The sequence below is a fragment of the Aurantiacibacter sp. D1-12 genome (genome assembly GCF_028858515.1).
Taxonomy (GTDB): domain Bacteria; phylum Pseudomonadota; class Alphaproteobacteria; order Sphingomonadales; family Sphingomonadaceae; genus Alteraurantiacibacter.
In genome coordinates, this window is record NZ_JAPJZJ010000001.1 from 585384 (window position 1) to 599409 (window position 14026).

At 59.5% G+C, this 14026-nt stretch carries 12 protein-coding genes; 4 read left to right on the top strand and 8 right to left on the bottom strand.

The genetic code is table 11. The features are described from left to right. Positions 1 to 20 precede the first annotated feature (20 nt). Positions 21 to 2846 (bottom strand): DNA gyrase subunit A, encoded by a 2826-nt coding sequence (gene gyrA / locus OOZ52_RS02910; RefSeq protein WP_274696975.1) that lies wholly within the window; start codon positions 2844 to 2846, stop codon positions 21 to 23. 368 nt (positions 2847 to 3214) lie between these two features. On the opposite strand from gyrA, the gene OOZ52_RS02915 reads away from it, so the two are divergent. Beyond that, positions 3215 to 4405: a hypothetical protein gene (locus OOZ52_RS02915; RefSeq protein WP_274696976.1), complete on the top strand. Its 1191-nt coding sequence runs from the start codon at positions 3215 to 3217 to the stop codon at positions 4403 to 4405. A 103-nt stretch (positions 4406 to 4508) separates the two neighbouring features. Beyond that, entirely contained in the window at positions 4509 to 5399 is an 891-nt protein-coding gene (locus tag OOZ52_RS02920) for a DUF2167 domain-containing protein (RefSeq protein ID WP_274696977.1), read from the top strand. On the opposite strand, the gene ychF is transcribed toward OOZ52_RS02920, so the two are convergent. Then, the gene (gene ychF, locus OOZ52_RS02925; RefSeq protein ID WP_274696978.1) at positions 5389 to 6489 is read right to left on the bottom strand and encodes a redox-regulated ATPase YchF; all 1101 of its coding nucleotides are present in this window, start codon (positions 6487 to 6489) and stop codon (positions 5389 to 5391) included. The two genes, OOZ52_RS02920 and ychF, sit on opposite strands and share 11 nt — an antisense overlap. Positions 6490 to 6617: 128 nt before the next feature. Here ychF and OOZ52_RS02930 point away from each other — a divergent pair, with 128 nt between their 5' ends. After that, positions 6618 to 8135, top strand: a complete 1518-nt coding sequence (locus tag OOZ52_RS02930) for a tetratricopeptide repeat protein (protein WP_274696979.1) — start codon at positions 6618 to 6620, stop codon at positions 8133 to 8135. An 87-nt stretch (positions 8136 to 8222) separates the two neighbouring features. On the opposite strand, the gene OOZ52_RS02935 is transcribed toward OOZ52_RS02930, so the two are convergent. Continuing rightward, a complete protein-coding gene (locus tag OOZ52_RS02935; RefSeq protein ID WP_274696980.1) occupies positions 8223 to 8981 on the bottom strand; it encodes a cistern family PEP-CTERM protein in 759 nt (252 codons plus the stop codon). Between the two features lie 165 nt (positions 8982 to 9146). Between OOZ52_RS02935 and OOZ52_RS02940 the strand changes: the two genes are divergently transcribed. Further along, positions 9147 to 10256 (top strand): tetratricopeptide repeat protein, encoded by a 1110-nt coding sequence (locus tag OOZ52_RS02940; RefSeq protein WP_274696981.1) that lies wholly within the window; start codon positions 9147 to 9149, stop codon positions 10254 to 10256. Here OOZ52_RS02940 and OOZ52_RS02945 read toward each other — a convergent pair. From OOZ52_RS02945 to OOZ52_RS02965, 5 genes are all read right to left on the bottom strand, one after another. Further along, positions 10253 to 10750: an AAA family ATPase gene (locus tag OOZ52_RS02945; RefSeq protein WP_274696982.1), complete on the bottom strand. Its 498-nt coding sequence runs from the start codon at positions 10748 to 10750 to the stop codon at positions 10253 to 10255. The genes OOZ52_RS02940 and OOZ52_RS02945 overlap by 4 nt on opposite strands. A 7-nt stretch (positions 10751 to 10757) precedes the next feature. Continuing rightward, the gene (gene pth, locus OOZ52_RS02950) at positions 10758 to 11327 is read right to left on the bottom strand and encodes an aminoacyl-tRNA hydrolase (RefSeq protein ID WP_274696983.1); all 570 of its coding nucleotides are present in this window, start codon (positions 11325 to 11327) and stop codon (positions 10758 to 10760) included. Between the two features lie 91 nt (positions 11328 to 11418). Next, a complete protein-coding gene (locus OOZ52_RS02955; RefSeq protein ID WP_274696984.1) occupies positions 11419 to 12105 on the bottom strand; it encodes a 50S ribosomal protein L25/general stress protein Ctc in 687 nt (228 codons plus the stop codon). Positions 12106 to 12210: 105 nt separating this feature from the next. Further along, a complete protein-coding gene (locus tag OOZ52_RS02960; protein WP_274696985.1) occupies positions 12211 to 12978 on the bottom strand; it encodes a TraB/GumN family protein in 768 nt (255 codons plus the stop codon). Positions 12979 to 13088: 110 nt separating this feature from the next. Further along, complete coding sequence (locus OOZ52_RS02965; RefSeq protein WP_274696986.1) at positions 13089 to 14024, bottom strand: TraB/GumN family protein; 936 nt, start codon at positions 14022 to 14024, stop codon at positions 13089 to 13091. Positions 14025 to 14026 lie beyond the last annotated feature (2 nt).

Consider the following 14026-nt stretch of genomic DNA (forward strand, 5'->3'; position numbering starts at 1 on the left):
AGTGCCTAATCGGCGTCTGGCTACCCCCCGATATCGTCATCCGACTGCGCGGTGGTGTCCGGAGCAGTCTCGTCACCGCCGCCGCGTCGTTCGAGCATTTCCTCAACAACAGCCTCTTCAGCCTCGTTCTCCGGGCTCTCGTCTTCATCGATCAGCGCTGCACCAACGATGGTTTCGCCCTTGGAAACGTTGAAGATTCGCACGCCTGAAGAGCTGCGTCCGTAGACCGAGAAGCCCTTGTGCTCCTCGAAACCACCTTCAACCAGATGGCGGAAATCAATGGGAAGGCGGATGAGCTTGGCGCGATCCGTCACCAGCATCAGCTGCGATCCGTGTTTGACCGGGAAGCTGGCAACAACCGGCCCGTTGCGATCTTCGTCACTCGGTGTGCCGATGTTGGCGAGGCCCTGTCCACCGCGCCCAATGGTGCGATATTCGTAGGCAGACGAAATCTTGCCATAACCATTCGCGGTAAGGGTCAGGATGAACTCCTCGCCCTCTGCCATTGCCTCGATCTGATCAGCGGGGAGGGTGGCTTCGGCATCGTTGTTCTTCCACGCCGCAGCACGCAAGTAGGCTTCACGCGTTTCCATATCGGCATCAAGCCGGTCGAGAATAGCGAGCGAGACAACTTTTGCGCCGTCTTTCAATGCCATACCGCGCACACCTATGCCGGTACGGCTCTTGGTTTCGCGGGCATCGGTGGCGGAGAAACGGATGGCCTTGCCGGCATCGGAGGCGAGGAATACTTCCTGCTCCTCCGTCAGCAGCTCAACGCCAATCAGGCGGTCATCGCTGCCTTCGACAAAGCCCATCGCATATTTGCCGTTGCTCGGTACATTGGTGAAGGCATCCATCGAGTTACGGCGAACCATGCCTTGCTCGGTAGCAAAGATGATGTTGAGTGCTTCCCAATCCGCCTCGTCCTCGGGCAGCGAGAGTACGTTTGTCACGCGCTCATCCTCGCCCAGCGGCAGCATGTTCACCATCGGGCGGCCCTTGGTCTGCGGGCCTCCCTCGGGCAATTTCCACACTTTCAAGCGATAGACTCGACCTGTATTAGTAAAGAATAACACAGGATTATGCGTCGATGTTACGAACATTTCGACAACAGCATCTTCATCCTTCGTCGCCATCCCGCTGCGGCCTTTGCCGCCGCGCCCCTGTGCACGGAAGGTGTCGAGCGGTGTGCGTTTGATGTAGCCGCCGTGGGTCACGGTTACGACCATCTCTTCACGCTCGATCAGATCTTCATCCTCGATCCCGTCCCAAGCAGGCGCGATTTCGGACATGCGTGGGGTGGCGAACTGGTCTCGCACTTCCTGCAGCTCGTCACGCATGACGCCGTAGAGCTTCACGCGATCGGCGAGGATCGAGAGGTAGTATTCGATTTTCTCGGCAAGCTCTTTCAGCTCGTCACCGATTTCATCGCGGCCTAGCGCGGTCAGGCGGTGCAGGCGCAGCTCGAGGATGGCACGAACCTGGCGCTCGGACAGCTGGTAAGTACCGCCCGCTTCATCAGCAGTCGGCTCGATGGCCTCAACCAGCTGAATATACTGCGCAATGTCGCCAATCGGCCATTCCTTGGCGAGCAGCTTTTCGCGCGCAATCTGCGGGTTGGACGAGCTACGGATCATCGCCACAACTTCATCGAGGTTCGAAACCGCCACAACCAGGCCGAGCAAGACGTGCGCACGGTCACGCGCCTTGTTCAGCTCAAACTTCGTGCGGCGTGTGATTACCTGCTCGCGGAAGTTGATGAAGGCCTGGATGAAATCGCGCAGCGTCAGCGTTTCGGGGCGTCCACCGCGGATCGCGAGCATATTGGCCGGGAACGAGCTCTGAGCCGGGGTATGGCGCCAAAGCTGGTTGAGCACGACTTCGGGTGTGGCATCGCGCTTCAGATCGATGACAACCCGCACGCCTTCACGGCTGCTTTCATCACGGATGTCCGAAATGCCCTCGATCCGTTTTTCCTTCGCGGCCTCGGCAATCTTCTCGACCAGGCCAGCCTTGCCAACCTGATAGGGAATGGACGTCAGAACAATGCTTTGCTTGTCATTGCGCCCTGTTTCGATCTCGTGCCGGCTGCGCATCAGCACGCTACCACGACCCGTGGTGTAAGCCGAGCGTGCGCCCGCCTTGCCAAGGATCAACGGCGATGTCGGGAAGTCCGGCCCGGGAATAATCTCGTGCAACTGCTCCGACGTAATACCCGGATCGTCCATGTAGGCGAAGCAGCCGTCGATAACCTCTCCAAGGTTATGCGGCGGGATGTTGGTCGCCATGCCGACCGCGATACCGCCTGCGCCGTTGACCAGCAGGTTGGGGAAACGTGCGGGAAGAACCGAGGGTTCCTGCTCGCTACCATCGTAGTTATCGACGAAATCGACCGTATCCTTGTCGAGATCATTGAGCAGCGGCTCTGCGGCCTTCGCAAGACGGCTCTCGGTGTAACGCATGGCCGCGGGCGGATCCGGGTCCATGCTGCCGAAATTGCCCTGACCATCGATCAGCGGAACGCGCAGCGACCACGGCTGCACCATACGGGCGAGCGCATCATAGATCGCGCTGTCGCCGTGCGGGTGATAGGAGCCCATCACTTCACCGACGATTTTCGCCGACTTGCGGTAGGGCTTGCTGGCAGTGTAGCCGCCAACCTGGGCGGCATAGAGAATGCGGCGGTGGACCGGCTTAAGACCATCACGCACGTCTGGTAGAGCGCGGCTCACGATCACGCTCATAGCGTAATCGAGATAGCTGGTTTTCATCTCGTCGACGATGTCGATCCGCTCGTAATCGTCGGAAGGCGCTGCCGGGTTCAGATTATCGGTTTCATCACTCACGAAGAATGTATGTCCATCGCTGTTTCAGATATGCCAGAAATTTAGGGGAAGGGGGCCCGAAAGGCCAATTCCTGCCCCCTGCAAATGGGGGAGAAACGGCGGTTTTCCACACCTCACAGCGTTTTTTCGACCAGCGGCGGGTTACGGCGTTTTACATTTGCGTTCAATCGTCATTCAGCGCCATTTTTGTAGGACATATTTGCAATCTCGGGCGTTGTATGAATAACCGCCCTACGAACGACGCGGCGGCAAAAGGCTGCCACAAAGAAGTTTTTCAGGAGAAGACATTGATGTTTCGCGCTTTGAATTCCGCTCGCCGGAAATCCTCGCATTTTGCACTCGCTATCGCACTCGCTAGCGGAGGCGTTGTGGCCACCGCTGCTGTGCCGGCGACTGCCGCTGCTCAGGAAGAAGTCGAAGCCTCCAGCGGCTTCACAACCGTCGTCAACCAGGTAATTCCCCTGATCCAGGGCGAAAGCCAGGATTTCCCGGCCGCGCAGGCCATGATCCCGCAGCTGACGGCGGCAATCGAAAATAACCGCGACCGCGAGCTAGCGGGCCGCGTTATCCTTGCCATCGGCAATGGCGTCAATGATCGCCAGTTGCAACGTCGCGGTATCGCGATGCGCCTTGAAAGCGGCCTGGCAGAAGCCGACCAGATCGGCGTTCTCAACTGGTACGCAGGCAATTTCGCGCTTGAAGTCGATGACTACGCTGCATCGCGCCATTACCTCACGGCGGCGCTTCAGGCCGGGTATGTCCCCGAGCAGACCGACTTGGTCAACCTGATCGCTCGCACCTATACGGAAGAAGGCAATGATCGCGGTTCGTACGATTTTCTGACCGGCGCGATTGCAGAGGCTGATGCGGCTGGCAATCCGGTGCCCGAGGCATGGCTGCGCAATACGCTGCAGTTTGTCTACGAAGAAGACATGCTGCCGGAAACGACCGCCAACATTCTCCGCCTCATTCGTGATTATCCGGGTGAACGCTCCTGGAGTGACGGCCTCCGGATCATGGGCCAGATGCTCGATGCATCGGATGATGCACGTGTCGATCTTTACCGCCTGATGGCGCTCAAGGGTGCTCTCGTCGATCGTCCTTACATGACCGACTACATCGAGACGATCGATCCGCGCCTCATGGCAAACGAAGTGCTGGATGTCCTGCGCATCGGTTTGGAACAGGAAGTATTCTCCACAAGTGGTGATACGTACTTCGATGAGGTGAACGGTATCGCAAATACGCGCGCATCGGCTGATCGCCGCGGTATTGGCCAGATTATCTCCGAAGGCCGCAACGGTGACGGTCTTGACGCGAAGAACGCGGGTGACGTGCTTTATTCGCTCGACGATTACGCTCAGGCTGTGGAGTTCTACACGCTTGCCCGTGATCGCGGCTTCGACGCCGATACGGTCAACACACTGATCGGTATCAACGAAACTATGCTCGGCAACTATGACGCTGCGCTAGCCAGCTTCGCTGCAGTCGGCGGCGAGCGTGCCCCGATCGCGGCTCTCTGGACTGCACATGTCGAGGAACTGCTGGTAGGCTCGTAAGGCCCGACACATTGCCCAGAAAACAGGGGCGGGAAGCGGATTGCCGTTTCCCGCCCCTTTCTTGTGCACCGGGTGGTAATGTGTCGCTGCTATGGGCCATTGCATGCTGAAAGCACTTGCAGCCTTTCTGATCGTTCTGGCCACGTCGCCCGTGTCTGCCAGCGCCCAAGGCGTGCCGGTGGATGAGATAACTCCGCGCGGTGGCACAATTGCGCTGCCAGATGCGCAGGCGCAGCTGGAATTGGGCGGACGCTACGACTTTTACGGTCCGGCTGATGCGCGCACGATTATCGTCGATATCTGGGAAAACCAGCCAGAACAGGCAGAGGGCGTGCTCGGCGTGATCTTGCCCGCCGGTACTTCACCGAGAGACGAGGGCTGGGGCGGTATCGTCACTTATCAGGCGACCGGATGGGTCTCCAACGAAGATGCCCGTAGCGCAGACTATGATGCCTTGTTGCGCGAAATGCAGGATCAGGCCCGCGCGGACAATCTGGATCGCCGGGCGCAAGGACTTCCCGAAGTGGACGTAGTAGGCTGGGCGCAGGCTCCGCAATACGATTCAGTCAGTCATGCGCTGATCTGGGCAAGGGAGCTGGATTTCTCTGACAGCGAGAGCAATGCGCTCAGCTATGATCTGCGATTGCTAGGCCGCGAAGGTGTGCTGAGCATCAACTTCGTCGCCGATATCGACAAGCTGCCCGCTATTCGCTCCTCTGCGCGCGAGCTTTCCGAGCTTGCGAGCTTTGATCCGGGCGCACGCTACGAAGATTACGAAGAGGCGAGCGACGATGCGGCCGGTTATGGCCTCGCCGGGCTGATAGCGAGCGGTGCAGGTCTTGCCGTTGCAAAGCAGCTGGGCGCATTCGCCTTGCTGCTGAAATTCGCCAAACCACTGCTGGTTGGGCTCGGCATTGCGCTTGCACTCTTCTTCACGCCGATCAGGCGGTTCTGGAAACGACGCAAGGCGAGGGCAAAGCCGACTAAACGTTGAACTTGAAGAGCATCACGTCGCCATCCTGGACCACGTATGCCTTGCCTTCCTGCCGAAGTTTGCCAGCGTCCTTGGCACCCGCTTCACCTCCCAAAGATATGTAATCGTCGTAGGCAATCGTTTCGGCGCGGATAAAGCCCTTCTCGAAATCGGTATGGATTTCGCCCGCGGCCTGCGGTGCGGTTGCTCCGTCCGGGAATGTCCAGGCTCGCGATTCCTTGGGGCCGGCGGTGAAAAAGGTCTTGAGTCCGAGGAGTTGGTAGCCGGCGCGGATAACACGGGCGAGGCCGCTTTCCTCAAGGCCGAGCTCGGTAAGAAATTCGGCGCGGTCTTCCTCATCCATCGCCACCAGTTCTGATTCGATAGCCGCTGAAACAACCACGGCCTGAGCACCCTCGGCAGCCGCCTTCTCGAACACCTTTGCCGACAGGTCATTACCGGTCGAAGCTTCGTCCTCGCCGACGTTGCAGACGTACAGAACAGGCTTTGCAGTGAGAAGTTGTGCCTGACGGAAGGCCTTTGCCTCCTCGTCATCCTTCGGTTCGGTCAGTCGCGCGGGCTTGCCATCGCGCAGCAAATCCAATGCCTGACCCAGTACGCTGGCGAGGATCTTGGCATCCTTGTCACCTGCCGTGGCGCGCTTGGCCGCGTTATCGACCCGCTTTTCCAGGCTTTCGAGATCGGCGAGCATCAGCTCGGTCTCGACCACCTCGGCATCGGCGAGAGGATCCACCTTGTTGGAAACGTGCTGGATGTCGTCATCTTCGAAGCAACGCAACACGTGAACAATTGCGTCCACCTCTCTGATATTACCGAGAAACTGGTTGCCGAGGCCCTCGCCAGCACTGGCACCCTTCACGAGGCCGGCGATATCGACAAAGCTCAGCTGTGTCGGGATGATCTTGGCACTCTTGGCAATGGCCGCAATCTTGTCGAGCCGCGCATCGGGAACGGACACCTGCCCGACATTGGGCTCAATCGTGCAGAACGGATAGTTTGCCGCTTCCGCCGCCTGTGTTTCGGTCAGTGCGTTAAAAAGGGTGGACTTACCGACATTGGGTAGACCAACGATCCCGCAACGGAATCCCATGTGCATTACCTTTGAAAATGGTGTTCGTTTGGAGGGCGCCTTAGCCGCCACCGCGCTACATTGCCAGCGCCAGAATTATCGGGGCAGGATAAACCGCATTTCAACGAGTTTCGGATAGGCACTGCGGTATGAAAAATGCCCTGAAATCCGTTTCGGTCACCGCCATGGCACTTGCTCTCGCCGCTTGCGGGCTTTCACCCGAAGAGCGGATGGATCGCGCCGAGCAGGCTTATGCCGATAACCGCTTTGCCGAAGCCCGGCTCGACCTTGCCAGCGTGCTGCGGGAGGACGCAGACAACGTTGCTGCGCTGGAGCTTTTGGCAAGAGCGCAACTGCAGGGCGGAGACGGGGAGGGTGCAAACTCTTCACTCGCACGGTTGGGTGCGCTTGGCGCACGGCCCGGCGACTATGATGTGCTGATGGCAGAGGCCACTCTGCTACGCGGCGATTTCGAAGAGGCGCTTACTGCCGGCGAGCAGCTCGGCAGCGCCGAAGGTGCGCGGATTGCGGCGCTGGCGCATATCGGCCTCGGCGATCCGCGCGCGGCGCAAACTTCGTTCGAAGGCGGATTGGACATGCCGGGCGATCGCTCACGGCTGTTGTCTGACTACGCGATTTTTATGCTCAACGCCGGCGATACACAGGCGGCAGACCGGCTCGCCGCACAAGCACGCGTGGCCGATGAAGACGGTCTGGACCCGCTGGTTGCCAGCGCCCGCGTTGCGCAGGCTCGCGGCGATCTTAACGGCGCACTGGCATACTACACCGCAGCGGTCGGAGAATGGCCCGAAGCACGCGTGGCAGTACTCGGCCGCATCGGCGTGCTTGGTGATCTTGGTCGCATGGACGAAGCACGCCCGCTAATCGCCGATCTGGCGGATCGTCTGCCAAATGACCCGGATATCACCTATCTGCAGGCTCGCCTGGCTGCCGAGGAACAGGACTGGGAAGCAGTTCGTCAAATGCTCCAACCTATCGAAGGGCGTGAGGTTGCCAACCAGCAATTGCTCTATGCCCGCGCGCTGGTCGAGCTCGATCTGCCGGAACAGGCTTTGCCCCGCCTCAACACATTGCTGCGCCGATCACCCAACAGTGCCGCTGTGCGCCGCCTCCTGGCGCAGGCCCAGCTCGACACGGGCGATGCCGATGCGGCCTACACCACGATACGGCCACTGGCGGTCTCCGCCATAGGTACGGCGCAAGATCTTGCGTTGTTTGCCGATGCCGCCCGAGCAACCGGGCGCTCGGGCGAGATAGACCAGGCACTCGCGTCAGCGCCCCCTTCAGAGCGCGTTGGAACGCTGCTCGCCCAGGGCGACAACGCCCTTCGCAACGAGAACTGGCGGGCGGCTATCGATGCCTACGGCGAATTGCGCCGCTGGACCGGCGACAGCAACGCGCTGGTGCTCAACAATCTGGCCTACGCGCACGGACAGGCCGGCAATGTGGATGAGGCAATCCGCGTTGCAGAAGTGGCGCACGACATCGCGCCCGATCACGCATCGATCATGGACACGCTTGGCTGGTTGCTGGTTTCGACTGAGCGCGACCGCTCACGAGGTCTACTCCTGCTTGAGCGCGCGGCAGAGCTTGATCCGGACAACGCGGCAATCAACAGGCACCTTTCCGAAGCGCGGGGCGGCTAGGCCGCTAACTCTTTTCCATTCAAACGAAAAAGGGGCGCTGCACCAGGATTGCGACGCCCCTTTTTGGGTACCTATGAAAACTGCGCCTTAGGCGAAGGCAGGCTGCGGCTGTGCAACTTCGCGACGACGACGGAAGAAACCGAGCGATGCGAGGGCGAGGGCCAGCAGAGCCAGCATGCCAGGGGCCGGAACAGGTGTTCCGCTGGTTGAAGTCGTGGTGGTCGTAGTGCCACCCGGAGGTGTCAGGCCGCTGGTCGAAGTCTGGCCGCCTGTAGCGGAGCCTACACCGCCTGCGCCAGTGATGCCCTGATAACGCACGAAGAAGTTGTCGAGCGTGATTTCGCCCGGCGCGGTAGGATCGAAGAACAGCGAAAGCGTGCCGCTGCCGCTGTCGCCTTCAGCGACACCGCCACCGTTGGAGCACGAGCCGCTATTCGCTGCCTTAAAACAGACATCCACGGCGCCGACCTGGTTCGGATAACTCGGGTCGTTGGCGCGCCCGTCCGTCACAAAAGTATAGCTGTATGCGCCGTCAACACTTGCGCCGGCAATGTCCGGGTCGACGTTGAATGCGAAACTTGAGATGTTCGACGACAGGTCCCCACCTGTCGTGTTGAGCATCTGGTACGAAAAATTGTAGGTATCGCCACTGATGCTATCGAGCGTCAGGATCAGGGTAGCCGTGAGATCGCTGATGGTGTTCGAGCTATCGCCCGAAAAGCCATCATAATCGATTTGGAAGCTGCTGCCGACATCATCTGCGCTGAGCGAGATCGGTTCCGCCACTGCAGGTGCGGCAAACGCCGTGGCTGCCAGTGCAGCCAGTGCGGTTAGAAGCTTTTTCATCGTCTATTGACCTCAAAATCCTTGGTTGACGCCAAACAAAGCAACCCCCGTGCCAATCCCTGAAATGCGACGTTTCAGTGGTTAATAGGCGGCAAGAATTCATGAATCTGTCAAGGAAACCGACGCTTCACCGAAAATTTGCAGATTTGTAGTAAAGCGCTTTTCATGAAGAGAATTCTCCTACCTCTGGCGCTGATGGCGGGGTTGCTAGGCGGGTGTTCCGTGTTCGGCTCCGACCCGATGGAGGAAGCGCGTGAAGCCCTGGCCGAGCAGGACTATTTCGCTGCCCGCGATCATGCCCTGGCCGCACTGCAGGACGAGGCCGGTAATATCGATGCGCTGTCACTGCTGGCCCAGATCCAGCTGACGATGGGGCAGGGTGGGGAAGCCCTGCTGACCCTGGATCGCCTGGACGAAGCTGGAGCTAGCAGCGATGAAATCACCCGCATCCGGGCCGAAGCGCTGCTGCAGACCGGAGACTTTGCACGAGCCTTCAGCATCCTCGGGAACGACCTGAGCGCCGAGGCATGGCGCCTGCGGGCGCTTGCTGCTGCAATGGCCGGAAATGACGAGGAAGCCGCACAACATTTCCTCGCCGGGCGCGAAGCGGAAGGGGACAAACGTAAGCTCTTTACCGCGGCGGCCAGTTTCCACCTCGCACGCGACGATGCCGATGCTGCACGATATGCGGTGGGGCAGGCGCAGCAACTCGCACCCGATACGGTTGAGACATACTTCGTGTCTGCACGTCTGGCCGAACTTGATGGTCGACCTGATCTTGCATCGCGCGCCTATCTCGCCATTCTGGAACGGACGCCCAATGATCGTCCGGCATTGCTCGGGGCCATTCGAGAGCTCGACAAGCTTGGCCGTATCGATGTGTTCGCTCCGCTAATCGCACGTGGCCGGGAAGCCTATCCGACAGATCTGGAGTTCATTTACCTCGACGCCAGCCTGATGGCATACGAAGGCAACTGGGCGGGCGCGCGCGACCTGTTGCAGCAGCGCGAAAGCGATATTGCGGACTATGATGATGCACGCGGCCTTTATGGTCAGGCATTGCTTGAGCTGGGTCAGTTCGAGCAGGCGCGGGCACAGATAGCTCCGCTCAACCGTGGCGACCCGAACAATGCTGCCTATGCCCGCGTTTTTACCCGGATCCTGCTTGAGCTGGGTGAATTCGCACAGGCACGGCGCGTGATTGCCCCTATCCTGCGCGGCCCCGATGCGGCCGAAATTGATCAAGAGCTCGCCGAGCGCGCTGCCAACGGTTAGAGCCCAGCGAGCCACTCGTCGGTTGCTTGCGGCAATGTCAGGCGGATGACTTTTTCCTCATAGTGTGCGAGCAAAGCTTCGGTTCTCGGTCTTGCATTGCTGTTCCAGCGCGCAACATACCACAGGAATTCCGAATCGAAGCGCTCGGGGCAACCCTCAGGCATGTCCGGCCGCGAGCGACCACGATATTTCCACCACCTTCTGACGATACGAGTCAGGCAAAGTCGGATCGGATAGTCGAGATAAACAATCGTATCCGCACGCGGGAGCCGATCTGGCATAGTCGAGCCGTAATTCCCTTCGATCAGCCACCGCTCCTGCGCCACGATGGGCCGAAGCAGTTCGCGCAACTCTTCGTTGGGAGTGTCGACCCAGCCTTCATTCCACGCGAGCTTGTCCATGTGGAACAATGGCAGTCCGGTGCGCTCGGCCAGTTCAAACGCCAGCGTGGACTTGCCCGCTCCGCATGGGCCAATGATCATCACGCGCTTCACCGCGCGGTTACTCCTGCATACGCAGGGCAACATCACTCATGAAGCGTGCATCGTCACCCTTGGCGAGCCAGTCCGCTTCGGCGCTCACGGCAGCGAGCATTGTAGTCAGGTCGTCCATTTCTGACTTGGCATAGTTGCCCAGCACGTGGGCGTGCACCCGGTCCTTGTGCCCGGGGTGACCAATGCCGATACGGATACGCCGAAAGTCCGCTCCGCAATGGCGATCGATGGACCGCAGACCGTTATGCCCGGCATGGCCGCCGCCGATCTTCACTTTCACCTTGAACGGTGCGAGGTCGAGCTCGTCATGGAACACTGTGAGGTCAGCTACTTCCAGCTTGTAGAAGCGCATCGCCTCACCCACGCTACGACCACTTTCGTTCATGAAGGTGGCAGGCTTGAGGAACAGGATCTTTTCGCCACCGATGCGACCTTCCTGAATCCAGCCCTGGAACTTCTTCTGGACGGGGCCGAAATCGTGCATGTCCGCCATGACGTCACACGCCATGAAGCCGACATTGTGCCGCTGCATCGCATAGCGCGGACCGGGATTTCCAAGGCCTACCCAAAGTTGCATGCCGCTCATCTAGCCACGAAGCCCCCAAAAGCAAACGCCGACCCGTCGGGGCCGGCGTTCACGTGTTTCCAAAGCGGAAGCGAAAGGGCGATTACTCGCTCTTGTCTTCCTGCTCTTCTGCAGCGTCGGCATCTTCGCCCTGCTCGGTAGCGGGCACGCCATCTGCATCGACTTCTTCCTCGTCGCCTTCTTCTTCGCTTTCCGAACGCTTGAGAGCGGACGGAGCAACGACGGTTGCGATGGTGAAGTCGCGTTCGATGTTGTTCTCGGCACCTTCAGGCAGCGTGACTGCGCTGACGTGGATCGAGTCGCCAACTTCGAGGCCGGTAACGTCGATTTCGATCTCGCCGGGGATCTTGTCCGCTGCGCAGCTGAGTTCGAGTTCGTGACGAACAACGTTAAGAACGCCGCCCTTCTTGAGGCCGGGGCTATCGTCTTCGTTGACGAAGATAACCGGAATGTTGACGACGATCTTCGCGTCCTTGGCAAGGCGCAGGAAGTCGACGTGCTCGGGACGATCGGTAACCGGGTGCAGCGACACGTCCTTCGGGAGCGTGCGGTGGGTGTCACCGTCGGCATCGATCATCACGATGGAGTTCATGAAGTGGCCGGTGCCCAGCAGCTGGACCAGGGCCTTTTCTTCCACGTGGATCGTGGTGGGTTCTTGCTTGCCGCCATAGATTACAGCGGGGACGCGGCCTTCGCGACGCAGCGCACGGGAGGCTCCCTTGCCAGCCCGTTCGCGCAGCTCGGCCGACAGTTTAAGAGCGTCGCTCATAATACGTGCCTTTCGAAATGCATGTTATGCTCCCCATCAACCACGCCTCCAGGGATGACCATGGCAGGGGAGGCGCGCGTTTAGCAGCAATCCGGTGAAATGCAACTACTGGATGCGGGTCACGGTGTACCCGCGCTCTTCGAGGAGGGCGGGGAGACCATCGAAGCCAAGCATATGCCCTGTACCCACGGCGACAAAGGGCTCTTCCCCAGCCTCTACCATCCGGACGAGTACTTCCAACCAGGCGAGATTGCGCCGCGTTACCAGCACCTGACGCAGCTCCGATCCTTCCGGCAGATCTTCGAAGGTCTCCTGCTCGATCGTTTCAAGATCACCAGTCAGCCAGTCTTCTGTCAGCGCGTCAGGATTCTCGTTGCGGGCACGCTCTGCTACGTCAAACAGTAGGTCATTTTGTGCTTCAAGCGAGAGACCGTCAAACAGAGACAATTGTCCGCGATAGGTCTCGAAGCCCACAACCGGAATGTCGCGATCCTCGGCTTGCGAAATGAGAATGAGATCAGCGCCATTTTGCGGCTCGCCCACCGCAAGGGCATTGTTGAGCGAAAGCGCAACTGCCCAGCTCTCCCATTCGGCAAAGTCACGATCAGATACACCTATCCGCTGCATCAACTCGATAAGAGCGGGTCGCTCGTCTGGTTCAAGCCGTAGAGAAAGCCTTGGCTGATCCGGCGATAGGGCAAGCTCGTAGAAAATCTCGTCTGCTTCCGTCGGTTGGAGATCGACAATCTCAACTGCAAGAGAATCCGCTGCCACAAATGCCGCCGTGAACTCCGCAGTTTGCCATTCCAAGCCATCAGGAAGTGAATGCATGGTCCCGAACAGCCAGCCTTGCTGACCCTCCGGGGATGTCACCTCCCAAAGCGCAGGGGAGGGCTCGGGCCACTCCCGCTGCGGTTCGGATGCGCCAAGGACGCCGCAGCTTGTCAGCCACAGCGCCCCCAGCGTTACGAGAAAAGAACGGATCAGTATTGGACGCGCTCCGCTGCAATCCCGCGCTGTTCGAGGAAGTCCTGTACGCTGTACTCACCGGCAAGGTGGCCCGCGCCGACCGCGATGAAAACGGTGCCGGGCTGGTCAAGGCGCTCGTCAATCCACTCAGCCCAGGCGTAATTACGCTGGGTGAGCAGGTTGTAATAGAGATGCGGATCTTCGCTCATCGGCTCGTTGATTAGGGTTGCGAGGCCAACGGGATCTCCTTCGATCCACTCGCCCACCATGGCGGAGAACATTTCGTTCATCGCGTCCATGTCTTCCATGCCGTCAGTCAGGAAAGCGATTTGCGATTGCAGGGGCAGTGTGTCGAAGAAGGTCATCTGTTGTTCGATCGTCTCCAATGCACCCCGCTCCTTGCCTTCGATCAGGTGATCAAGTCGGCGCTCCACACCGTCGCTAGGATCGAGACCCGCTTCCTGAAACATAACCTGCATCATGTTCATTGCGACAAACCACGGCTCGAAACCATCAAATGCCGCCACGGGAATGCCAAAACGCTCCATGCTGGCTTCATAGGTCGCGCGCTGCTCGTCATTCATCAGGTCGCGCAGGGTGCCGCCGGTTGTCAGCTGCGCCATCTGCGCCTGCATCTGGGCGATCTCGATAAGCTCGGGCGGCGGCGGATTACCGGACGCCGGATCATAGTCCGGGATCAGGCTGGTATTGATTTCCGACACGAACTGGTCCGAACCTTCCAGCGCTGCTGTGATGGTCGGGTTCATGAACTCCGTGCCTTCGGGCAGGATGTGCACGGTGCCGAACAGGTAGATCGTGGTGTCTTCATCGCTGACAGTCCACATAGCCGGGGTTGGTGCGGCGGCTTCATCCTGAGCGTGCGCAACATTTGCAAAAACGCCGATGGCGAGGGCAGCAGCCGAAGCGGTTGTGAGTATCTTACGGATCATAT